General features: G+C 60.4%; 18 protein-coding genes and 1 riboswitch. Of the genes, 12 read left to right on the top strand and 6 right to left on the bottom strand.

Annotated elements, in window-relative coordinates; genetic code table 11:
* Positions 1-241 precede the first annotated feature (241 nt).
* Genes AAIS01_RS10660 through AAIS01_RS10640 form a run of 5 tightly spaced genes read left to right on the top strand, consistent with a single transcriptional unit; the run spans position 242 to position 6,099 of the window.
* Positions 242-1,999, top strand: a complete 1,758-nt coding sequence (locus AAIS01_RS10660; RefSeq protein WP_047225903.1) for a carbamoyltransferase family protein — start codon at positions 242-244, stop codon at positions 1,997-1,999.
* Positions 1,983-3,113 carry a glycosyltransferase gene (locus AAIS01_RS10655; protein ID WP_343468927.1) on the top strand — a complete coding sequence of 377 codons (1,131 nt, stop codon included), beginning with the start codon at positions 1,983-1,985 and terminating at the stop codon, positions 3,111-3,113. The genes AAIS01_RS10660 and AAIS01_RS10655 overlap by 17 nt, the downstream gene beginning before the upstream one ends.
* Positions 3,114-3,168: 55 nt before the next feature.
* Positions 3,169-4,125 (top strand): glycosyltransferase family protein, encoded by a 957-nt coding sequence (locus AAIS01_RS10650; protein WP_343468925.1) that lies wholly within the window; start codon positions 3,169-3,171, stop codon positions 4,123-4,125.
* A gap of 57 nt (positions 4,126-4,182) precedes the next feature.
* Positions 4,183-4,947 (top strand): glycosyltransferase family protein, encoded by a 765-nt coding sequence (locus AAIS01_RS10645; RefSeq protein ID WP_343469044.1) that lies wholly within the window; start codon positions 4,183-4,185, stop codon positions 4,945-4,947.
* A gap of 48 nt (positions 4,948-4,995) precedes the next feature.
* A complete protein-coding gene (locus AAIS01_RS10640; RefSeq protein WP_343468924.1) occupies positions 4,996-6,099 on the top strand; it encodes a glycosyltransferase in 1,104 nt (367 codons plus the stop codon).
* Here AAIS01_RS10640 and AAIS01_RS10635 read toward each other — a convergent pair.
* A complete protein-coding gene (locus tag AAIS01_RS10635; RefSeq protein ID WP_343468922.1) occupies positions 6,085-6,690 on the bottom strand; it encodes a BUD32 family EKC/KEOPS complex subunit in 606 nt (201 codons plus the stop codon). The two genes, AAIS01_RS10640 and AAIS01_RS10635, sit on opposite strands and share 15 nt — an antisense overlap.
* A gap of 110 nt (positions 6,691-6,800) precedes the next feature.
* Here AAIS01_RS10635 and AAIS01_RS10630 point away from each other — a divergent pair, with 110 nt between their 5' ends.
* The 4 genes from AAIS01_RS10630 (at position 6,801) to hldE (ending at position 12,001) form a co-directional block, all read left to right on the top strand.
* Positions 6,801-7,973 (top strand): O-antigen ligase family protein, encoded by a 1,173-nt coding sequence (locus AAIS01_RS10630; RefSeq protein ID WP_343468921.1) that lies wholly within the window; start codon positions 6,801-6,803, stop codon positions 7,971-7,973.
* A gap of 15 nt (positions 7,974-7,988) precedes the next feature.
* Entirely contained in the window at positions 7,989-9,794 is a 1,806-nt protein-coding gene (msbA, locus tag AAIS01_RS10625; protein WP_343468920.1) for a lipid A export permease/ATP-binding protein MsbA, read from the top strand.
* A 107-nt stretch (positions 9,795-9,901) separates the two neighbouring features.
* Positions 9,902-10,489 carry an adenylyl-sulfate kinase gene (gene cysC, locus AAIS01_RS10620; RefSeq protein WP_431191920.1) on the top strand — a complete coding sequence of 196 codons (588 nt, stop codon included), beginning with the start codon at positions 9,902-9,904 and terminating at the stop codon, positions 10,487-10,489.
* 90 nt (positions 10,490-10,579) lie between these two features.
* Positions 10,580-12,001, top strand: a complete 1,422-nt coding sequence (gene hldE / locus AAIS01_RS10615) for a bifunctional D-glycero-beta-D-manno-heptose-7-phosphate kinase/D-glycero-beta-D-manno-heptose 1-phosphate adenylyltransferase HldE (RefSeq protein ID WP_343468918.1) — start codon at positions 10,580-10,582, stop codon at positions 11,999-12,001.
* Positions 12,002-12,153: 152 nt separating this feature from the next.
* Here the strand turns inward: hldE and AAIS01_RS10610 are convergent, their stop codons facing one another.
* From AAIS01_RS10610 to AAIS01_RS10595, 4 genes are all read right to left on the bottom strand, one after another.
* Entirely contained in the window at positions 12,154-13,119 is a 966-nt protein-coding gene (locus tag AAIS01_RS10610) for a metal ABC transporter ATPase (RefSeq protein ID WP_092395688.1), read from the bottom strand.
* 34 nt (positions 13,120-13,153) lie between these two features.
* Positions 13,154-13,966: an aldo/keto reductase gene (locus tag AAIS01_RS10605; RefSeq protein WP_092452423.1), complete on the bottom strand. Its 813-nt coding sequence runs from the start codon at positions 13,964-13,966 to the stop codon at positions 13,154-13,156.
* The gene (locus tag AAIS01_RS10600; RefSeq protein ID WP_343468917.1) at positions 13,963-15,138 is read right to left on the bottom strand and encodes an NAD(P)/FAD-dependent oxidoreductase; all 1,176 of its coding nucleotides are present in this window, start codon (positions 15,136-15,138) and stop codon (positions 13,963-13,965) included. Before AAIS01_RS10600 ends, AAIS01_RS10605 begins: the two co-directional genes overlap by 4 nt.
* Positions 15,139-15,358: 220 nt before the next feature.
* Positions 15,359-15,691, bottom strand: coding sequence for a DMT family transporter (locus AAIS01_RS10595; RefSeq protein WP_047225891.1), 333 nt, complete (start codon positions 15,689-15,691; stop codon positions 15,359-15,361).
* Between the two features lie 104 nt (positions 15,692-15,795).
* Between AAIS01_RS10595 and AAIS01_RS10590 the strand changes: the two genes are divergently transcribed.
* Positions 15,796-16,686, top strand: a complete 891-nt coding sequence (locus tag AAIS01_RS10590; protein ID WP_343468916.1) for a LysR family transcriptional regulator — start codon at positions 15,796-15,798, stop codon at positions 16,684-16,686.
* 22 nt (positions 16,687-16,708) lie between these two features.
* Entirely contained in the window at positions 16,709-17,989 is a 1,281-nt protein-coding gene (gene waaA / locus AAIS01_RS10585) for a lipid IV(A) 3-deoxy-D-manno-octulosonic acid transferase (RefSeq protein ID WP_343468915.1), read from the top strand.
* A gap of 181 nt (positions 17,990-18,170) precedes the next feature.
* On the opposite strand, the gene AAIS01_RS10580 is transcribed toward waaA, so the two are convergent.
* Entirely contained in the window at positions 18,171-19,610 is a 1,440-nt protein-coding gene (locus AAIS01_RS10580) for a TolC family outer membrane protein (protein WP_092395698.1), read from the bottom strand.
* A gap of 154 nt (positions 19,611-19,764) precedes the next feature.
* A riboswitch (TPP riboswitch) is annotated at positions 19,765-19,870 on the top strand.
* A gap of 175 nt (positions 19,871-20,045) precedes the next feature.
* On the opposite strand from AAIS01_RS10580, the gene thiC reads away from it, so the two are divergent.
* The gene (gene thiC, locus AAIS01_RS10575) at positions 20,046-21,935 is read left to right on the top strand and encodes a phosphomethylpyrimidine synthase ThiC (protein WP_092395700.1); all 1,890 of its coding nucleotides are present in this window, start codon (positions 20,046-20,048) and stop codon (positions 21,933-21,935) included.
* The last annotated feature ends 62 nt before the right edge of the window (positions 21,936-21,997 follow it).

Below are 21,997 nucleotides of genomic sequence, written 5' to 3'. Positions count from 1 at the left end.
TAGCTGCTTCGGCACGCTCCTGTGCGTGAGCTGCCGAAGGGCGCGATCGTTGTTTTACCGCTTGAGGTTCAAGGGGAAAGATCAAAGTCAAAAGATCGCAGCCTTCGGCAGCTCCTACGAGGCTTGTCGCTGCTTTTCAGCTATAATCCCGCCCTTTAGCTGCCCCGCGCCCCGGCGTGCGGCACATCTTTTTTTGAGGCGTTTGTCGCCTCGCATGCAGACATTAAGAGGCTAGACCCCTGTGGCATTGACGATTCTTGGCCTGTCCGGCGCCCTTAGCCATGATCCTTCCGCAGCGCTGTATATCGACGGCAAGCTGATCGCGGCAGCCGAGGAAGAGCGCTTCGTACGCGATAAACATGCAAAGAACCGCATGCCCTATGAATCGGCGAAGTTCTGCCTGGAACAGGCCGGCATCAAGCCGTCCGACGTCGATGTAGTGGCGATTCCGTTCGCGCCGATCAGCCTGTTCGGCGAGGCGCGCTGGCACTACGCCAAGCGTTACTGGTACGCCCCGGATCGCGCCCTCGATGCGATCCTGATGGGCAACCGTCGTTATAAGCGTTATCGCCGCAAGATCGTCTGGTGCCTGGAGCAACTGGGTTTTGATCCGAAAAAAATCAAGATCGAGCCGGTCGAGCACCACTTGGCCCACGCCTCCAGTGCCTACCACTGCTCGGGCTTCCAAGAGAAAACCGCGATCCTGGGCATCGACGGCAAGGGTGAATACGCCACGACCTTCTTCGGCTACGGCGAAAACGGCAAGATCCACAAGATAAAGGAATTCTTCGATCCGGACTCTCTGGGCGGCCTGTACGGCGCAATCACCGAGTTCCTGGGTTTTGAAATGCTCGACGGTGAGTTCAAGGTCATGGGCATGGCGCCTTACGGCGATGCCAGCAAGTATGATTTCTCGCGCCTGGCGTCGTTTGAAAACGGCGAACTGGTGATCAATACCGACTACGCCAACGTGATCGGCCTGCGCCGCTATAAAGAGAAGGGCAAGGGCTTCTACTTCTCGCCGAAGCTGATCGAATGGCTCGGGCCCAAGCGCGAAGGCGACATCGCCGATGAGCCGTACATCCATTACGCGGCCAGCATGCAGGCGCTGTTCGAGAAACTCGCGCTGCAGATGATTGATCATTATCTGGGCGATGTGCTCAAGGAAACCGGCAAGCTGGCTTTCGCCGGCGGCTGTGCGTTGAACGTCAAGCTGAACCAGAAAATCATCGCCCGTGATGACGTCAAGGAACTGTTCGTGCAGCCGGCTTCCGGCGACGCCGGCACCGCGGTGGGGGCGGCAGCTTATGTGTCCCATGCCCGTGGCGTGCCGGTGGAGAAAATGGAACACGTCTACCTCGGCCCGGCCTACAGCAACGAAGACGTCATCGCCGCCTGCGCCCGCCATCCGAGCAAGCCTGCGTGGCGCAAGATCGACAACACCCCTGAGCGCATCGCCAAGATCATGGTCGACGGCAACCCGGTGGCCTGGTTCCAGGGGCGCATGGAGTTTGGCCCGCGTGCCTTGGGCGGTCGCTCGATCATCGGTTGCCCGAGCGCCAGCGGCGTGGCCGATCGCATCAACGAACAGATCAAGTTCCGCGAGCGCTGGAGGCCTTTCTGCCCGTCGATGCTCGACACAGTCGCACCGCAGATGATCAAGGTCGATCACCCGGCGCCGTTCATGACGTTCACTTTCGAAGTGGCCGAAGAGTGGAAAACCCGCGTGCCGGAAGTCGTCCACGAAGACGGCACCTCCCGGGCTCAGGTACTCAAGCGCGAATACAACCCGCGCTACTACGACATGATGAAAGCGCTGGAAGTGCTGACCGGCAATGGCGTGTCCCTGAACACCTCGCTCAACCGCCGTGGCGAACCGATGATCTGCTCGCCCACCGACGCACTGAACATGTTCTTTGGCTCAGACCTGCAATACCTGATCATGGAAGATATTCTGGTGGTCAAAGACGGCGTGGATGCCTATGACACGTTCGGCTGAGCGGCATGTATTGCAGTTCTGTCACGGTTACGATGGGCCGTTCCTCGACTGCGCCCGTCAGTATGCCAGTCTGTTCGCAGGCACTGGCTATCGCGTGACGACGGTGTTTCTCACTGGGGCGGCCGATACGGAAGTGGCCGCCCGTTGCGCCTCTGACGAGGTGCTGTTCATGGAGTACAGCTCCAGTGCCATCAGAGGCCTGAAGCTGGGTGCGATCGGCGACTTGAGAAAGATTGCCGCCTCGCGGAATTTCAGTTTTTGCATCGCCCATCGCTTTAAGCCGGTCTATATCACCTTGCTCGCTACCGGCCTGCCGGTGATCGGAGTGCATCACGCGTTGGGGGACTATCAGCGGTTGACCCGACGGGTGTTCGTCCAGTTTTTCCGCGAACGCCTGAGCCTGCTTGGCGTTTCCGATGCAGTGCGTGACGACATTCGCCGTCACTTGCCTAAATGGCCGGCTAGCCGGGTCCAGACCCTCTACAACCGTATCGACCTGGAGGCCGTGCAGGCTGGCCTGGTGTCCCGGGACGAAGCGCGGCATAGCCTGGGGTTGGATTCTCAGGCCTGGATTGTCGGCAATGTTGGCCGGCTGCACCCAGACAAGGACCAGGCCACGCTGTTGCGAGGTTTTGCCCTGGCGCTGGAGTATCTGCCCGCCAATAGCCAGTTGGTGATTCTCGGCAAGGGGCGTCTGGAACAAGACCTAAAGGAACTGGCGCTGGAGTTGGGCATTGCCGACCGTGTGCTGTTCCTCGGTCAGGTGCCTGAAGCACGTCGCTATTTTAGCGCTTTCGATGTATTTGCTCTGAGTTCTGACCATGAGCCGTTCGGCATGGTGCTGCTCGAAGCCATGGCTGCTGGTGTGCCGCTACTGGCCACCGCCTGCGGTGGAGCAAAGGAAGTGGTAGAGGGTGTCGGCATTTTGTTTCCGCTAGGCGATGCTGAACATATGGCGCAGGGCCTGCAGCACTTGGCGGCCATGGATGAGTTGCAGCGTCGCAGATGTGCAGAACTGATGCTTGATCGCTTGCGTGAGCGCTTTTCCGATCGGGCTGCTCGTGAGGCTTTCTGGCGTTTGCCCCTGGTCGCCGAACTGGCGCCCAGGACCTGATGCGCAATAAGACTTCCCGTTATTTATCAAGTCGCTCGGTGCTGCAAGGAAGACGATGAAAGTTTTATTTTTGGTCCAGAAAGAGCAGCGGGCCATCCTGGACCGCCTCTATGAAGGCGTGGCAGCCCATTGCGAGTGTGACCTGCGCTGGCTCGACAGCAAGGAGCAGCGTAACTTGCGAGGGTATTTCCGGCGTCACGTGGACGTATCGCGTTACGACCGGATCGTATTTTTCCTGCGCTTCAAGCAGGAGATCCGCCAGGCGGCATTCATTCGCACGATCCCTAATCTGGTGATCCTGGAACACGACGCCTATCAGAACTACATTGCGTGCAAATACACTGGCAAGTTCAGTGCCCACTATCGTCGTCTGCCATGGGTGCGGGTCATCAGCTCCGGTTTCATGGTTGCTCAACGTCTTCGCGCCGAAGGTTTCGATGCGGTGTTCGTACCCAAAGGCTACGATCAATCGTTATTGCAAAATCAGCATCGCGAGCGGGATATCGAACTGGCCTTTGTAGGAAGCACCAACAGTGCCGCCTACAGCGGACGCAAGATACTGCTGGATGAGTTGGCACGCGTTGAACCGCTGGTGGTAACCCGTACCAAGTCCGGGGAAGAGTATTGCGAAACCCTGAACCGCATTCGTTTTTTTGTCAGCGCCGATGTGGGTATGGGCGAGTTCATGATCAAGAATTTCGAAGCCATGGCCTGTGGTTGTGTGCTTCTGGCTTTCGATCAGGGTGTCGATGAAGCGCGTGCGCTGGGGTTGCAGGACATGCATAACGTGGTGTTGTATGGCGACGTTGCGCAGCTTCAGGAAAAGCTTTCTCGACTGCGAGCTGACCCCGAACTGGCCCATCGTATTGCGCGCAACGGCCATGAGCTGGCGCTGGAGCAGTTCAGTTTCGCACGCATTGGGCAGAAAATCGTTGAGGCACTGGGGCCGACCTTACGGCCTCGTGCACCGCTGAGTCTGCTGGAAAAATTGCGCCTGAAACTGGGCGTTTGACGGGAACCGTTCAGCCATCTGGCGTTCGGATGGCGTTTTGACTAAATGGTATTTCAGGTGCAGTTTTCCGACGAAAGTGACATTACCCTGGTGGTGACCAGTTGCGGTCGGCTCGATCTGCTCAAGCGAACCCTTGAGAGCTTCGACCATTTCAACACCGCGCCGATTCGTGAAGTCTTCATTACCGAAGATGCCGGCGACGAGGGCGTAAATGCAGTTATCCCAGCGCATTGGAGGGATCGCTGTACCGTATTCGTCAATCGACCGAAGCTGGGGCAATTGGCGTCTATTGACCTGGCGTACGGGCATGTGAAGACCCCTTACATCTTTCACTGTGAGGACGACTGGGAGTTCTATCGCCCGGCCTTTGTAGAAGACTCGCGCAAGATTCTCGAATTGCGTCCCGAGATCCTACAGGTCTGGCTGCGCAACTATGTTTACGACCTGTGTGTACACAGCCCTTACATTCGCCTGGGTGAGCGTGAGATCGTCGGCGGCGTGCCGTGTTATCCGCTTATATCCGACAAGCCTGAGTGGCAGAGTTTTTCCCTCAATCCCGGCCTGCGACGCCTGAAAGAGTATCAGCTGTGTGCCCCGTTTGCGGGCTATGGCGGCGAGAAGGCATTGTCGCTTCGCTATGCGCAACTGAACTTGACGGCGGTCACGCTGGAAGGGGATGCTGTTTTGCATACCGGATTCGGCGTCCATGTCGAAGTCCCTGTCGAGCGTCAGCGCAAAGCGCGTCGCAGACGCAGAGAGCAAGTCAAGCTCTTTCTGGTTCTTTTGCTCGGAGTCTGCGTTGGCTGGCTTATCAATTATTAGATGTCTCGAAGCACGAATCCTGGTCGGCGATAAAAGGTTTGCTGCTTGATGAGCATTATCAATGTTATGTGGGCAGGCGGTTTGCCGTTTGCTTCGGTACACAAGGTCCATCATCAGATCCTTTCGCGAATCGAGCCCGGGATGCCCGTAAAAACCTGGCTTTTGCAGGGATCGGCTTCTGACTGTCAGGTCGATGTCGGGCCCGCGCATGAGTGGAATCTCACGTCAGCCCGACTCAAGGGGCGGCACATCTGGCGCCTGTTCAGACCCTGGATGCGAAGCCGTTTTCGGGAGGCTTTGCTCGACAGTGATGCCCGCGTGGTATTGCTCGATGGCCTGGGCGTGGCCCGGACTCTCTTGCCTGTGCTCAAGGACATGCCTCAGATCCGCGTGGTGGTGATCTTCCATGGCGCGACACGCCTGCACATTACAAGCCGTGAGTTGCTGCGCGGTTTTCCTGCTTCGCGCCTGAGTCTGGCGGCTGTCTCCGAGACCTTGGCTACGTCGCTGCAGGACGAACTCGGCCTTCCGGTCGTTGCATTACGCAGCGCGTTCGATCCGGTTGCTTTTCAGGCTTCACTCAAGCCACGTGAGGAGGCTCGCGCTCGTTTGGGTTTGTCCTCTGCAGATCGGCGTGTATTTGGTGCCGTCGGCCGGTTGGTGGGTAAAAAGGGATTTGCCAGCTTGTTGGACGCGTTCGCGCGAGCGGCGTCGGGCCATGGTGATTGGCGCTTGGTCATTGTAGGTGAAGGGCCGAGACGCGATGCGCTCCAGGCTCGGATCGCCCAGCCGGATCTGGTTGGCAAGGTCTTGTTGACTGGGCATCTGGAAGATGTCGCGACGCTTTATAAGGCATTCGATTGGGTGTTGATTCCATCACTCGACGAAGGGCTTGGTCTGATCCTTCAGGAAGCGATACTGGCAGGCATCCCAGTGCTTGCCAGCGAACTCGCTGTATTCCGTGAGCAACTGGGGGATACCGGCTGGTACGCACCGGCCAATAACGAAGTGGCATGGAGTGAGGGGATTACCCTGGCCTCACAGGCTCCGGCCGACGCCGTAGCGCAGGCCCAGTACCAGGCACTGGCCCCGGAGCAGGCTTGGCTGAGTTTCAGCCAGACCGCTCGGGACTTGATCTCAGGCAGGCAGTAAGGCGCTTTCCAGCGCCTGCATGGGAAAGCTCTCGTTCAGGTTCTCCCTGGCAATATAACGGGCGAAATGCTGCAGGTTGCGACGCACAAGGTGGCGCGGCAGTGGGGAGCGCAGAAAACGCATGTCAGCGACATCGATCAGTCCCAGCTTATTCTCAGGAGTGACGACGATGTTACCCAGGTGCAGTGAGCGAAAGTAAATGCCGCGAGCGTGAAGGCTGCGGATCAGTTCGACCAGTGTCGGAAGCGTCTGCTGCCAGCTGAAGTTTTCCTGATTCGATAGTTGACGCAGGGTTTTTCCTGGCAGAGGTCGGTACAGTACGGCTGTCATGCCGGGCTTTTGCAGTTTGTAGTAGGCCAGCACGTCGAGCGTAGGCACGCCGAGTTCCTGCAGTCGGGCTGCATTGTTGATGAACCGTGCTGAATAAGGCCGAAAAAGGGCTGAAGAAAAAAGCCGTTTGAGGCGAAACAGTTTGAGGATATTCCCATCCTGCAACAGATAGACTTTTGGGCCGTGGCCGTCGGCCTCCAGAATACTGGCGCCTTCAATCAATTGATTCAAAGCGGCTTGGGGAAGCCGTGAGGATTGCATCGTAGGAAAGCCTTGTTGAAAAAAGAACCGGTGCCGTAGCGGGCATGATGCCCAAAAGTTTGTGTTTTAACCATGCCGGTTTTGGCTGGTAGACCGTTTAGGAGCGATAGATGTACGCGACGCGTTGGGCACAGGTGTGGATGGCCTTTGGCTTGTTATGGTTTTTGATGGCGATAGCCCTGGCACCGACCAACAAGGTCTATCAGCAAGGCTTGATAGCATTTCTCTGGCTGCCGGTGATCATCTTCGCCTGGTCTGCGCGCCTCCGACTGTTGGAGGTGTGGCGTGCCCAACGGGTGATTTACCTGGCGCTTCTGGCGTTGGCAGCCTGGGCGCTGATTACACTGTTCTGGTCTGAGGCGCCGGAGCCGGGCCGCGAAGCCAAGCGACTGCTTTATATCCTGGCGTTCCTGTTGTTTTTCCCAATGCTTGCCAATCGTCAGCCCGAGCGAGTGATTCGTATCATGCAATGGGGTGGCCTGGGGCTGGCGCTCGTAGCGCTGGTTTCCATTGTCGACTTCTACGGCATTGAAGGGCGCAACTGGGTGGCACGCCTGGAGGGGTTGGGCAAGCTTTCCCATCCGATCCTGGGCACCTACGTGATTGGGCTGGCGGCGGTATGGATGCTGCACTGGGTGCCGCGCCGGATCGGGTTGCAGGTACTTTGGGCGTTAGCGTTGGCTGTGCTGGGCGTCTTTGTCGTGATGTCCCAGAGTCGCGGCGCGGCGCTGGCCTTGTTGCTAAGCGTGTTGGCAATGCCTCTTTACTGCACCGACCAGCGTACGCGCGTCATCGCCGCCATGACGCTGGTGCTGGCCATGCTGACCTTTTGGTTGCTTGAGCCGTTGGTGATGGCCAGGGGGGCGTCCTATCGGCCCGAGATTTTAATGTCGAGCCTGCATATGATCGCCGAGCGGCCGTGGGGTGGCTTGGGATTGGCGGCTGACTACAGGGTTGCGACGCCAGGCCACTCTTTTGATCATGCGCATAACCTGTTCAGCCACGTCGCCATTGAGCTAGGGCTGCCGGGACTGCTGCTTTGGTGCATGGTCTGGTTCGCGGTGTTGCGCGAAGCCTGGCGGGCCCGGGACACCCTACTGGGCCGAGGCATACTGGGCATGTGGGTGTTTTCGTTCCTGGCGATGCAATTTGACGCCGCGAGCCTGACCGGAACCCCTCGCGCGGAATGGTTCATCAGTTGGCTGCCGATCGGCTTGGCCGCGGTTTTGGTCTGGGCAAGGGACAAGCCGGGCGCCTGTGATAAAGTTCCGTGTTCTTCTTAATCAGTGAGCTCGACGATGAGTGACGCACCGCCCAAAACGGAACAGGATTCCAGCCTGAAGATCTATTTTCGTTTGCTGGGATACGTCAAACCCTACGCTGGCATTTTCCTGCTGAGTATCCTGGGCTTCGTGATATTTGCTTCCACCCAACCCATGTTGGCGGGGATTCTCAAATATTTTGTCGATGGTCTGAGCAATCCCAATGCGGTGCTTTTCCCCACCGTTCCGTATCTCAAGGATTTGAAACTGCTGATGGCGGTGCCACTGCTGATCATTCTGATCGCTGCCTGGCAAGGCTTGGGGTCGTTCCTGGGAAACTACTACCTGGCCAGGGTCTCTCTGGGGCTGGTGCACGACTTGCGGGTCGAGTTGTTCAACAAGTTACTGGTGCTGCCCAACCGCTATTTCGATACCCACAACTCCGGGCATCTGATTTCCCGAATCACGTTTAACGTAACCATGGTGACCGGTGCCGCCACCGATGCTATCAAGGTGGTGATTCGTGAAGGCCTCACCGTGGTGTTCCTCTTCGCTTACCTCGTCTGGATGAACTGGAAGCTGACGCTGGTGATGTTGGCGATCCTGCCTCTGATTGCATTAATGGTGAGCAGTGCCAGTAAAAAATTCCGCAAGCAGAGTAAAAAAATCCAGGTGGCCATGGGCGACGTGACGCATGTAGCGTCCGAGACCATCCAGGGCTACCGCGTGGTGCGCAGTTTTGGTGGCGAGGCCTACGAAAAGCAGCGCTTTGCCAATGCCAGCCAGGGCAACACCGATAAACAACTGCGCATGACTCGCACCGGCGCTGTCTATACACCCATGCTGCAACTGGTGATTTACACCGCCATGGCGGCTCTGATGTTTCTGGTGCTTTTTCTGCGGGGCGATGCGACGGCGGGAGATCTGGTGGCCTACATTACGGCAGCGGGCTTGTTGCCCAAGCCGATTCGCCAGCTTTCGGAAGTCAGCTCCACCATCCAGAAAGGCGTGGCCGGTGCTGAAAGCATTTTTGAACAACTGGACGTCGAGCCGGAAGTCGACAGGGGAACGGTCGAGAAGGAGCGCGTCAGCGGCCGTCTGGAGGTTCGCAATCTGAGTTTCACCTACCCTGGCGCTGATCGCGAGGTGCTCAAGGACATCAGTTTCACGGCGGCACCCGGGCAGATGATTGCACTGGTGGGGCGTTCAGGTAGCGGTAAGTCGACGCTGGCGAGCCTCATCCCGCGCTTCTATCACCATGACGTCGGGCAGATTTTTCTCGACGAGGTGGAAATCGAAGACTATCGCCTGCGCAATCTGCGCCGACATGTTGCCCAGGTCACCCAGCACGTCACACTGTTCAACGACACGGTGGCCAACAATATCGCCTACGGGGATTTGGCCGGCGCGCCACGGGCCGATATTGAAAAGGCAGCTCAAGATGCCTACGCCATGGACTTTATTGCGCAACTGCCCAAGGGCCTGGACACCGAGGTGGGTGAAAACGGCGTGCTGTTGTCCGGCGGACAGCGTCAGCGTCTGGCCATTGCCAGGGCCCTATTGAAGAACGCACCGTTGCTGATTCTCGATGAAGCCACGTCGGCCCTGGACACCGAGTCCGAACGGCATATCCAGGCCGCGCTTGATCAGGTCATGAAAGGTCGCACTACGCTGGTCATTGCTCATCGTTTGTCGACCATCGAAAAGGCCGATCTGATTCTGGTGATGGATCAGGGCCGTATTGTCGAGCGCGGTATCCACAGCGAGCTCTTGGCGCAGAATGGCTACTACGCTCGTCTTCACGCCATGGGACTGGACGCTCCCGCCCAGGATATCGCCTAAGTACCGCTCAAACCTGTGGGAGCTTGCGCTCCTGCAGGCATTGGTACGGCGAGTGTACCAACGTGACTACGAGATGCTCGGCTATGAGTGAAGCGCCAAAGGTGTTGATGCCAAAGTCAGAGATTCGCCCTTGCGCACTGGCTGTTGCGCCTGCGGACCGGGCCGCGATCAAGTCCCAGAGGCCGCGTTGCATCTGGCTGACCGGGCTTTCAGGTGCGGGCAAGTCTGCGCTGGGCAATGCTTTGGAGGTGCAGCTCAACCAGCAAGGTTTGCACACCTGCCTGCTCGACGGCGACAACCTGCGCCAGGGGTTGTGCCGAGACCTGGGGATGGACGCCGAGGCGCGCAAGGAAAACATCCGGCGGATTGGCGAAGTGGCGCGCTTGATGGTCGATGCCGGCCTGATCGTGATAGTGGCGGCAATCTCACCGTTTCGCGCTGATCGGGAGGCAGCCCGAAAATTGTTCCCTCAGGGCGTCTTCCTGGAGGTTTATGTAAGCACGCCTTTTGAAGTTTGCGCCCAACGTGATCCCAAGGGGTTGTACCGGGAGGCGCGCGCCGGGCGGATCAAGCATTTTACCGGGCTCGACAGCCCCTACGAGGCGCCGCTGTCGCCCGACTGTGAGATCGATACCAGCGAGGTGGAACTGGCCCAAGCCGTTAGCCGACTTTTGGCCCTGCTGCAAAAGGAATGAAAAAAGCACAGGTCAGGAGGGCCATGGACGAGCCTTCGCCAACCCTGTGCTAATATCGCGGCCCTGTTCATTTTGTATGTGGGATGCTCCATGAAGTTGTCCATGCCGCGATTCGATCAAGCCCCTGTATTGGTGGTCGGCGATGTCATGCTCGACCGCTATTGGCATGGCGGTACCTCACGGATTTCCCCTGAGGCGCCGGTTCCGGTGGTCAAGGTCGAGCACATCGAGGACCGTCCCGGTGGTGCCGCCAACGTTGCCTTGAACATCGCCGCCCTCGGTGCACCGGCCTCCCTGGTGGGGGTGACCGGTGACGACGAAGCCGCCGACAGCCTGACCAACAGCCTCAATGGCGCAGGCGTACGGGCGATATTCCAACGTGTTGCGCACCAGCCGACCATCGTCAAGCTGCGGGTCATGAGCCGTCACCAGCAACTGTTGCGGATCGATTTCGAAGAACCGTTCGCCACTGATCCCCTGGCTCTGGGGGCTGAGGTCGATAACCTGCTCGAAGGCGTCAAGGTCCTGGTGTTGTCGGACTACGGCAAAGGTGCGTTGAAAAACCATCAGGCGCTGATCCAGGCCGCTCGTGCCCGTGGCATTCCGGTACTGGCTGACCCCAAGGGCAAGGATTTCTCGATCTACCGCGGCGCGAGCGTGATTACGCCGAATCTCAGCGAATTTGAAACCATCGTCGGCGGTTGCGCCGATGAGCACGAACTGGTGAGCAAAGGCGCACAACTGATGCAGGACCTCGACCTCGGCGCTTTGCTGGTGACCCGTGGCGAGCATGGCATGACCCTGCTGCGCCCCGATCATCCGGCGCTGCACCTGCCGGCTCGTGCCCGTGAAGTGTTCGACGTGACCGGTGCCGGCGATACCGTGATCTCCACCCTGGCCGCGGCCATCGCCGCTGGCGAGGACCTGCCCCACGCAGTGGCCCTGGCGAACCTGGCGGCGGGCATTGTCGTCGGCAAGCTCGGTACCGCCGCCATCAGCGCCCCGGAGCTACGTCGCGCGATCCAGCGCGAGGAAGGTTCCGAGCGCGGTGTGCTGGGGCTGGAGCAGTTGCTGCTGGCCGTCGACGACGCCCGTGCCCACAACGAGACCATCGTGTTCACCAACGGCTGCTTCGACATCCTGCATGCCGGCCACGTGACCTATCTCGAGCAGGCCAGGGCCCAGGGCGATCGCCTGATCGTCGCGGTCAACGACGATGCATCCGTGAGTCGTCTCAAGGGGCCGGGTCGGCCGATCAACAGTGTCGATCGGCGCATGGCAGTCCTGGCCGGTCTGGGTGCGGTGGACTGGGTGATCAGTTTCAGCGAAGGCACGCCGGAAAACCTGCTGCGCGAGGTCAAGCCGGATGTGCTGGTCAAGGGCGGTGACTACGGCATCGATCAGGTCGTGGGAGCGGACATTGTGGTGGCCTACGGCGGCACCGTGAAGGTGCTGGGGCTGGTGGAAAACAGCTCGACGACGGCGATTGTGGAAAAGATCCGCAATCACTGAGCAATGCATCAGGCAAGGCGCAGAGCCTGTGGGAGCGAGCTTGCTCGCGATGGCGTTGGATCAGTCAGCCTCAAGGTGGCTGACACACCTCGATCGCGAGCAAGCTCGCTCCCACAGGGCCCCCATGGTCCAGCTAGAAAATCGGCTCTGGCCTAACGCGCCACTTTGCGCGGCACGATCTTTTTGAGCAACTGCCGGGCCTTGCCCCTCAATCGGGTCAGCCCCGACTCCTTGCCCGGTGGCGTCAGCCCCTGCTGGCGCAGCCAATCCTTCCAGCGAATGCGCTCGTCTCGTACCAGCCAGCCGTCCTGCCTGGCGAAACTCTCCGCCAGGTACAACCCACGGGTGCTGGCCGGGTACAGTTGATCCTTTTTCAAGGTGTACAGCTCGGGCAAGGGCTGACCGTCCTGTAGCGGCATCAGATAAAGATCGGGTCGCTTGCGGTCCAGGCGCGCCACCAGTTGGTCGCCCTCCAGTCGCTCATCCACATGGAACAGGCTCAGGGATTTGGCTTCCTTGGGCACATCCAGGCGCAAATCGTAAATCAGTTGCAGCGAAGCCGTGGGCAGGTGCACGTAGGCCCGTGGCCGCTCGATCAGTTGCAGGTTGGCACTGCGCACCGGGCGGGCCGAGCCGGACAGCGGCGTCAGGCGAAACGGCAAGGCTTCCCGATAATGCAGGGCGCTGGCGTAGGGCGCCGGCAACCAGGTGTCATTGAAACGCCCGCCCAGCCAGCCCTCGGGGGTTTCCAGCAGACATTCTTCGGCAATTTCGCTGATGGCGGTGAGCAGCGGCAGGTTCAGCTCATGGGCCGGGACATAACCGGAAATCAGCTTGAGCACCACATCGCCACGGTCCTGTCGGCGCTGGCGTACCAGCACCCAATAGTCGCGATTCTGCCAGTGCAGGGTGAGGCGCACCGAGACGCCCAGGTTTGCCAGTTCCAGGGAAAAACGCTCGGCGTCGTCCACCGTCACCGGCCGACGCCTTTGCAGTGTCTGGGAAAAATTCAATGGCATCCCGACGCTCTGGTAAGTCAGGCCTTCGGGTGTCGCTTCGACGAACAGGGGCAGGGTCTTGAAGTCGCTGGGGTTTTTTCTGATGAGCGTACGCGGCATGTCGGCTCCTTCCTTAAGGCCGCGCAGGGCGGCGTCAGTTTCTACGAAGGACCTTGGCAACGGTCGCGACGTTATGGGCGAGGTGCAGCGGATTGATGGTGCCGACAATAGCACTGGCGACACCGGGATGCTCAAACAACAGTTCGAAGCTGGCCCGAACCGGGTCCACGCCAGGGTTCAGGCAGACGTGACCGCTGGCCAAGGCTTTCTTCACCAGAATCGCCTTGCCATGCAAGGCTGCGTAGTCAATGACCGTCTTCTCGTTTCGTTCGTTCAGATTGTAGGTGACCATCGCGCAATCGCCTTGCTCTAGCGCTTGCAGACCGCCCTCGACGGTTTTGCCGGAAAAACCGAAGCCGCCGATCTTGCCCTCGCGCTTGAGCGCCGCCAGGGTCGGGTAGACCTCGCTGTCGTTGAGAATCGCCAGGTCATTGCCGTCGGAGTGCACCAGCACCATGTCGATGTAGTCCGTTTCCAGGCGCTTGAGGCTGCGTTCCACCGAAAATCGGGTGTGGGCGGCACTGAAATCGTGGTGCGACTGGCCGTCACTGAATTCTTCGCCGACCTTGCTGACAATCACCCAATCCTGGCGCTGGCCGCGCAACAAGGGGCCCAGGCGTTCTTCACTGCGGCCATAGGCCGGCGCGGTGTCGATCAGGTTGATGCCCAGGTCACGCGCCAGTTTGAGCAGCATCCGCGCGTCGTCGTCATCGGGAATCTGGAAACCGTTGGGGTATTTGACCCCCTGGTCGCGGCCGAGCTTGACGGTGCCCAGGCCCAGGGGTGAAACCCGCGGGCCGTTATTGCCCAGCGGGCGATGCAAGTCGTGCAGGGTCGGTTGGCTCATGGCAGCAGTTGCTCCCAGGCCGGGACGCCCATGGGCGGTTTCGGCAGGTCCGGCAATGGCGCCGGATGGCTGGGGGCGATGCCATCACGTTGCAGTGTGGCGATCACCCGATCGGCAAAGTCCGGGGCCAGGGCCAGTTTGGTCGGCCAGCCCACCAGCAGGCGATCCTGCTCGGCGAGAAAGGCGTTGTCCGGGCGGGTCAGGCCCGATTGCAGCGGTTCGGCGCGATCGACCCGCAACGTGGCCCATTGTGCGGTGCTGAGGTCGACCCAGGGCAGCAGTTGGCCAAGTTCTTTCTGGGCGGTGGCGATCTGCACGGCCGGTTCGCGAGCCACGGCGTCGCCTTCAGCGAGATCGCCACCCAGGTACCAGACCCATTGGCCGTCAGCGGCCGGATGGGTGGTCACGGTGACCCGTGGTTTGGGGCCGCCGCCCAGGCAGTGGGCGTAGAGCGGCTTGAGGCTCGGGCCCTTGACCAGCACCATATGCAACGGCCGGCGCTGCATGGCGGGTTGGTCCAGGCCCAGGGCCTTGAGCAGGTCGGCGGTGCCGGCCCCAGCGCTGAGGACAATACGCTGGGCGCGAATCTCGCGGCCATCCACCTTCAGGCCTACCAGCTCGTCACCTTCGCGCAGCGGTTCGATGTGTTGCCCGGCCAGCAAGCTGTCGTCGGCCAGTTCCGCCAGGCGTGCGATCAGGCTGGGCACATCCACCACCAGTTCGGCCAGGCGATAGACCTTGCCCTTGAAGCGCTTGTCTTGCAGGGCCGGCGGCAGTTGCTCGCCCTTGACCTGATCGACCCGCCCACGCACGGCCTTGCTGGCAAAGAAGCTGGTGAGGTTGCCGGCCAGCGTACCGGGAGACCAGAGGTAATGAGCGTCGGACAGCAGGCGCACGCCTGACAGATCCAGTTCGCCCTCGCCGCTCAGGGCTTCGCGCCAGCGGCGCGGCATGTCGGCAATGGCTTCCGAGGCGCCGGTGAGCGCGCCGTGCAAGGCGTACTTGGCGCCGCCGTGGATAATGCCTTGGGATTTGAGGCTCTGCCCGCCGCCGAGGCTGGCGCTTTCCACCAATACAGTCGAAAAGCCCTGGCGGCGCAGGCGCGCATTCAGCCAGAGGCCGGCGACTCCGGCGCCGACAATCAGAACGTCGGTGGAAATAACGGATGGCATGCAGCGACCTCAGTATTCAATACGAGGGCGCAGTATACAGACTCGATGGGGATGGGATTTGTTGACGATCAACATCGGCAACCTGCAAGGAAAGCTTTTGTGGCGAGGGAGCTTGCTCCCGCTTGGGTGCGAAGCGCCCATAAAAATGGGGTTGCTGCGCAACCCAGCGGGAGCAAGCTCCCTCGCCACAAAGGTATTCCAATTAATGATCAGTGTGTTTTCAGTGCCCGGCAGTCTTGGAAAACAGCTGAATCACCACCACCCCCAACACAATCAACGCCATCCCCAGCATCGCCGGCACGTCCAGCTTTTGCCCGTAGATGAACAGCGCCGCCACGCTGACCATGACGATCCCCATCCCGGCCCAGACCGCATACGCCACGCCCACCGGAACGGTGCGCACCACCAGGGTCAACATCCAGAATGCGATGCCGTAGCCGGCGATGACCAGCAGCAGGGGCAGGGGTGTGCTCAAGCCTTTGATCGCTTTCATCGACACGGTGGCGATCACTTCGGCGCAGATGGCGATGGCCAGGTAGTAGTAAGCGTTCATGGGTGAAGATCCTCTTGAATGGTGCGTCACTCGATGTCGACATTTTAGAGGGGTGTCAGATGCGGTAAAGTCATTACCTATCGGTATTGGAGATAGGTTGCGCCATGAGTGTTCAGTGGAATCTGGATCAACTGCGGCTGTTTGTCGGGGTTGCCGAGAAACGTTCGTTTTCCGCCGTGGCGCGGGACCAGCGCAAGGCTCAATCGGCCATTAGCAGCGCGATTGCGTTGTTGGAAGCCGACCTGGGCGTGACGCTGTTCGAGCGCAGCAGTGGCCGTCAGCCGAAGCTCACCGAAGCCGGCGAGGCCTTGTTGGAAGAGGCGCGGGAAGTGCTGCGCCAGTGTGAGCGTCTCAATGGCCGGGCCCTGGCCCTGATGCGCGGTCAAGAGGCGCTGCTGCGCCTGGCTCAGGATGAAGCGATGCCCTATCAGCCGGTCATCGACAGCCTGGCGGCCCTGGCCGAGCGGTTCCCGACCCTCGAGGTGCAACTGGCCAGCGCCGCGCAGGGTGATGTGGCGCGCAAGCTGGTGGAGCGCCGCGCTGACCTGGGGTTGTTGTTTTATCACGACCAGATCCCCGAAGCGCTGGAGCGCCGGGTGCTGGGCAGCGTCGAGATGGTCACGGTCTGCGGCAGGGGCCATCCACTGGCGAACCATGGTTACGTGACCTGCCTGGAAATGGCCCGGCATCGGCAATTGCTCATGGCGACCCAGTCCAGTGTCTACCCTGGGAGTGAACAGGCCAGCCCGCAGGTCTGGCGCGCCGACAGCTTCTACGTCTTGGCCGAATGGCTGAGAAGCGGCCTGGGCTGGGCGTGGCTGCCACGGCATGTGGTGCAGTACCCGGCCTACCTGGGGGATATGGTTGAACTCAAAAGCGAGTGGACTCCGCCGGCCCTGGTGGTGGAGCTGGTCTGGCGCCGCGACGAGCCTTTGGGCCCGGCCGCACGCTGGCTGGCGGAACGTTTTGCCGTGCAGTTGCAGGCGATCGGCTGAAAAAACGATAAACTCCGCCGCCATGAACAGAACTCTCTATAGCGCATTGTTTTATCTGGGGCTGCCACTGGTAGCGATTCGGCTCTGGTTGCGGGCCCGCAAGGCGCCGGCCTACGCGCGGCGCATCGGCGAGCGTTTTTCCTGGGGCTTGCCGGTGATGGTGCCAGGAGGCGTCTGGGTCCACGCGGTATCGGTGGGCGAGAGCATTGCCGCCGCGCCGATGATCCGCGCCTTGCTGCAACGTTATCCACAGTTGCCGATCACGGTCACCTGCATGACACCCACCGGTTCCGAGCGGATCCAGGCGTTGTTCGCCAACGAGCCGCGCATCCAGCATTGCTATTTGCCCTACGACTTGCCCTGCGCGGCCAACCGTTTCCTGGATCGAGTTCGCCCGGTGCTGGCGGTGATCATGGAAACCGAGTTGTGGCCCAACCACATTCATCAATGCGCCAAGCGCGGCATTCCTGTTGCCTTGGCCAATGCGCGACTGTCGCAGCGTTCTGCACGCGGTTATGCACGTTTACCCAAACTCACCCGGCCGATGCTCGCCGAGATGAGCCTGTTCGCTGTCCAGACCGAAGCCGAGGCTGAGCGTTTTCTGCAGTTGGGTGCCCGGGCGCAAACCGTCGAGGTCACCGGTTCGATCAAGTTCGACCTGACCATCGACCCGCAGCTGCTGGAAAGCGCCAGCGCCTTGCGCCATGAGTGGCAAGCCACGGAACGCCCGGTGTGGATCGCCGCCAGTACCCATGAAGGCGAAGATGAGGTGGTGCTGGCCGCCCACCGTCGGTTGCTCGCCAGTTATCCTGATGCGTTGCTGATCCTGGTGCCGCGTCATCCCGAGCGTTTCGATTCAGTGCATCAATTGTGTGAAAGCGAAGGTTTCGCCACGGTCCGGCGTTCCAGCGCACAGCCCGTCACTGCCCAGACGTCGGTGCTGCTGGGCGATACCATGGGCGAACTGTTGTTTCTCTACGCGCTGGCCGACAGCGCTTTTGTCGGCGGCAGTCTGGTACCCAACGGCGGCCATAACCTGCTGGAGCCGGCGGCACTGGCCAAGCCGGTGCTCAGCGGGCCGCATCTGTTCAATTTCCTCGAAATCGCCGCGCAACTGCGGGCTGCAGGGGCGTTGGCGGAAGTCGAAGACGCCGAAAGCCTGGCCCTGGCGGTACAACGCCTGTTCGAACTGCCCCGCGATGCCCAGCGCATGGCCGAGGCGGGCTTGAAGGTGATGCGCACCAATCAGGGCGCGTTGCAGCGGTTGCTGGAGGGGTTGGGGCGGTTGCTCGCTGGGCGGTGATCTTTGCCCTGTGCAAGAGGATGCATCTGTGGCGAGGGGATTTATCCCCGATGGGCTGCGAAGCAGCCCCAAAACCTGCTAGCACAGTGTGTCAGGCAGTTCGAATTGGGGGCGCTTCGCACCCCAGCGGGGATAAATCCCCTCGCCACAAAAGTTTACTGTTGCAAGCGATATCTCTGGACTACTGCGCCGGCCGCGAGCGCAGTTGCTCCGCCGCTGCCTGCGCCAGGTCCGGTGGCAGGAAGTCCTTGTCCGGGTTGTAGTCGGGTTTGAGATAGCGTGACAGGTCTTGCAGATCCGACGGGCTCAAAGTACCCGCTGCCTGCTTGAGCCGCAGGTTGTCGAGGATGTAGTCGTAGCGGGCGTTGTTGTAGTTGCGCACCGAGGTGTACAGCTGGCGCTGGGCATCGAGTACATCGACGATGTTACGCGTGCCCACCTGGTAGCCGATCTCCGTGGCTTCCACTGCGCTCTGGTTGGAGATGATGGACTGGCGACGAGCCTGGACCTGTTCCACGTCGGTATTCACCGCCCGGTGCAGGTTGCGGGTGTTCTCCACCACCTGCCGGCGCAGGGCCTCACGCTGCTGCTCGGTCTGGGTCAGTTGCGAATAGGATTCGCGCACCTGAGAGCTGGTCAACCCGCCACTGTAGATCGGGATGCTCAATTGCAGGCCGATGGTGCGTTGCTCGGCATCACCGCCGTAACGCTGACCGGTCGGGCTGGGGTTGGTAAAGCCGAGGCCGTCGTTGTCGCCTTTTTTGTACTGGGCAATGGCATCGAGGGTGGGCGCGTGGCCGGCCTTGCGTTGGCGCAGGGTGTCTTCGGCGGCATCGACGGCGTAGTTGCTGGCCAACAGGTTGAGATTCTGTTTGGCCGCGGTGTCGACCCAGGCCTTGGCATCGTTCGGCGTCGGCGGCAGGATCGGCAACGTATGGACGATGCCCTGGAGCGAGTTGTACTGACGGTTGGTCAGGGTGATCAGGGCTTCGAAGGCGTCGTCGACCTGACGCTGGGCCAGGATCCGGTTGGCCCGCGCGGTGTCGTAGCTGGCCTGGGATTGCAGCACATCGGTCTTGTCCGACAGGCCCACGTCGAAGCGCTCGTTGGACTGGTCGAGCTGGCGCTTGAACGCCGCTTCCTCGGCCTTGGTCGAGGCCAGGTTGTCCTGGCTGCGCAGCACGTTGAAATAGCTCTCGGCGCTTTGCAGGATCATGTTCTGTTCAGTGGCCGAGAGTTGCAGCGACGCTTGTTCGTTGACCGACTTGGCCGCCTGGAACTGAAACCAGCGATCGGCACGGAAAATCGGCTGGGACAGCGTGGCCTGGTAGACCGTGCCACTACGGGTGGCGGTCATGGCGGGCTCGTCGAGCTCGGTGCGGGTGTTGTTCAGGTCGGCACCGGCCGACAGGTTGGGCAGCAACCCGGCACGCGCCTGGGGCACCACTTCTTTCTGGGCACCATACTGGGCACGGGCGGCGGCCAGGTCGGCGTTGTTGTCCACCGCCTCCTGATACACGCTCACCAGGTCGGTTTTGGTGGTCACAGGGGCTTCGGCAGCCCAGGCCATTCCATTGGACGCACAAGACACGGCAAGGGCCAGTGAGAGTTTGCGCAACATGAGGCGATCCCTATTTCACGGATGAGTGCGCACAAGAGGCGCGGCGTAGCGAGTGTAGTTGCGCAGGCCCATGGCAACAATCCTGTATATGCGCCATTCATCACGCCTTTTGCCGTCGCGATGGCGTTCTGTCGTGGTTGTGTCTAGACTGGCCGGGTTCTTGTCGGGGTGCCTTGCTATGAGGCTGAGATCGAATAATTTCGGATCCCGTTGAACCTGATCAGGTTAGCGCCTGCGTAGGGAACAAGATTTCTCGTCACCCGGCGAGTCCTCTTGTGCTTCGTCCGGGATGTTGTTCGACAATCGACTTTCGATCTTCGAACATCCTCGAGCATCGAGCACAGCATCCGCACAGTCGTGCAAGGGTGCGTCCATTCGTTACAGGTTCGCTCCGACAAAAATCCACTGCCTGGATGTGTGTCTGGAGAGCCCGTGATGACGACAAAATCAAAAAACGCGACCAACCTCAGTGATTCGGCCAAGGTCGATGAGCAATCGGTTCAGCCCTTTACTCGCTCGCAAAAAATCTATGTCCAGGGCAGCCGCCCGGATATTCGCGTGCCCATGCGCGAAATCAGCCTCGACGTGACCCCCACCGATTTTGGCGGTGAAATCAACGCGCCGGTGGTGGTGTACGACACCTCGGGTCCTTACACCGACCCGAACGTGATCATCGACGTGCGTAAAGGCCTGGCCGATGTGCGTTCTTCGTGGATCGAAAGCCGTGGCGACACCGAGCGCCTGGCCGGCCTGAGCTCCAACTTCGGCCAGGAACGCCTGGCCGATCCCGAACTGACCAAACTGCGCTTCGCCCACGTGAACAATCCGCGTCGCGCCAAGCCGGGCGCCAACGTCAGCCAGATGCACTACGCGCGCAAAGGCATCATTACCGCCGAGATGGAATACGTCGCCATCCGCGAAAACATGAAGCTGGAAGTGGCCCGCGCCGCCGGCTTGCTCGACCAGCAGCACGCCGGCCACAGCTTTGGTGCCAGTGTGCCGAAAGTCATCACCCCGGAGTTCGTGCGTGATGAAATCGCCCGGGGTCGCGCGATCATTCCGGCCAACATCAACCACACCGAACTGGAACCGATGATCATCGGCCGTAACTTCTTGGTGAAGATCAACGGCAACATTGGTAACAGTGCGCTGGGTTCGTCCATCGAAGAAGAAGTGGCGAAACTGACCTGGGGCATCCGCTGGGGTTCGGATACGGTCATGGACCTGTCCACCGGCAAGCACATCCATGAAACCCGCGAATGGATCATCCGCAACTCGCCGGTGCCGATTGGCACCGTGCCGATCTACCAGGCCCTGGAAAAAGTCGGCGGCGCGGCCGAAGACCTGACCTGGGAGCTGTTCCGCGACACGCTGATCGAACAGGCCGAGCAGGGCGTCGACTACTTCACCATCCATGCCGGCGTGCTGCTGCGCTACGTGCCGCTGACCGCCAAGCGCGTCACCGGCATCGTCAGTCGTGGCGGTTCGATCATGGCCAAGTGGTGCCTGGCGCACCACAAAGAGAACTTCCTCTACACCCACTTCGAAGACATCTGCGAAATCATGAAGGCCTACGACGTCAGCTTCTCGCTGGGCGATGGCCTGCGTCCGGGTTCGATTGCCGACGCCAACGACGAAGCGCAGTTCGGTGAGCTGGAAACCCTCGGCGAGCTGACCAAGATCGCCTGGAAGCATGACGTGCAGTGCATGATCGAAGGCCCGGGCCATGTGCCGATGCAGCTGATCAAAGAGAACATGGACAAGCAGCTGGAGTGCTGCGACGAGGCGCCGTTCTACACCCTCGGCCCGCTGACCACCGACATCGCCCCGGGCTACGACCACATCACCTCCGGCATCGGTGCGGCGATGATCGGTTGGTTCGGTTGCGCCATGCTCTGCTACGTAACCCCGAAGGAACACTTGGGGCTGCCGAACAAGGATGACGTGAAGACCGGGATCATCACCTACAAGATCGCCGCCCACGCGGCCGACTTGGCCAAAGGTCACCCAGGCGCGCAAATTCGCGACAACGCCTTGAGCAAGGCGCGTTTCGAGTTCCGCTGGGAAGACCAGTTCAACCTCGGCCTGGACCCGGACACCGCCCGCTCGTACCACGACGAAACCCTGCCGAAAGACTCGGCCAAGGTCGCGCATTTCTGTTCGATGTGCGGGCCGAAGTTCTGCTCGATGAAAATCACCCAGGAAGTGCGCGAGTACGCGGCCAACCAGCGCATTGAAGCGGTGGATGTCGATGTCGCCCAGGGTTTGGCGGAACAGGCTGAGCGGTTCAAGCAGGAAGGTAGTCAGCTTTACAAGAAAGTGTGATCTGAGCTGAGGGCGGTGGTGATCTCACTACCGCCTTCGCGAGCAAGCCCGCTCCCACAGTC

Source organism: Pseudomonas halotolerans, assembly GCF_039581215.1.
GTDB lineage: Bacteria > Pseudomonadota > Gammaproteobacteria > Pseudomonadales > Pseudomonadaceae > Aquipseudomonas > Aquipseudomonas tehranensis.
This window is presented reverse-complemented; position numbering and strand designations above follow the sequence as displayed.

Bases quoted from the DNA above. Each gene is read 5' to 3' on its own strand.
- cysC (WP_431191920.1), top strand. From the start codon at position 9,902: ATGCCAAAGTCAGAGATTCGCCCTTGCGCACTGGCTGTTGCGCCTGCG.
- AAIS01_RS10655 (WP_343468927.1), top strand. From the start codon at position 1,983: ATGACACGTTCGGCTGAGCGGCATGTATTGCAGTTCTGTCACGGTTAC.
- AAIS01_RS10640 (WP_343468924.1), top strand. From the start codon at position 4,996: ATGAGCATTATCAATGTTATGTGGGCAGGCGGTTTGCCGTTTGCTTCG.
- hldE (WP_343468918.1), top strand. From the start codon at position 10,580: ATGAAGTTGTCCATGCCGCGATTCGATCAAGCCCCTGTATTGGTGGTC.
- AAIS01_RS10605 (WP_092452423.1), bottom strand. From the start codon at position 13,966: ATGAGCCAACCGACCCTGCACGACTTGCATCGCCCGCTGGGCAATAAC.
- msbA (WP_343468920.1), top strand. From the start codon at position 7,989: ATGAGTGACGCACCGCCCAAAACGGAACAGGATTCCAGCCTGAAGATC.
- waaA (WP_343468915.1), top strand. From the start codon at position 16,709: ATGAACAGAACTCTCTATAGCGCATTGTTTTATCTGGGGCTGCCACTG.
- AAIS01_RS10580 (WP_092395698.1), bottom strand. From the start codon at position 19,610: ATGTTGCGCAAACTCTCACTGGCCCTTGCCGTGTCTTGTGCGTCCAAT.
- AAIS01_RS10595 (WP_047225891.1), bottom strand. From the start codon at position 15,691: ATGAACGCTTACTACTACCTGGCCATCGCCATCTGCGCCGAAGTGATC.
- thiC (WP_092395700.1), top strand. From the start codon at position 20,046: ATGACGACAAAATCAAAAAACGCGACCAACCTCAGTGATTCGGCCAAG.
- AAIS01_RS10630 (WP_343468921.1), top strand. From the start codon at position 6,801: ATGTACGCGACGCGTTGGGCACAGGTGTGGATGGCCTTTGGCTTGTTA.
- AAIS01_RS10600 (WP_343468917.1), bottom strand. From the start codon at position 15,138: ATGCCATCCGTTATTTCCACCGACGTTCTGATTGTCGGCGCCGGAGTC.
- AAIS01_RS10610 (WP_092395688.1), bottom strand. From the start codon at position 13,119: ATGCCGCGTACGCTCATCAGAAAAAACCCCAGCGACTTCAAGACCCTG.
- AAIS01_RS10590 (WP_343468916.1), top strand. From the start codon at position 15,796: ATGAGTGTTCAGTGGAATCTGGATCAACTGCGGCTGTTTGTCGGGGTT.
- AAIS01_RS10635 (WP_343468922.1), bottom strand. From the start codon at position 6,690: ATGCAATCCTCACGGCTTCCCCAAGCCGCTTTGAATCAATTGATTGAA.
- AAIS01_RS10650 (WP_343468925.1), top strand. From the start codon at position 3,169: ATGAAAGTTTTATTTTTGGTCCAGAAAGAGCAGCGGGCCATCCTGGAC.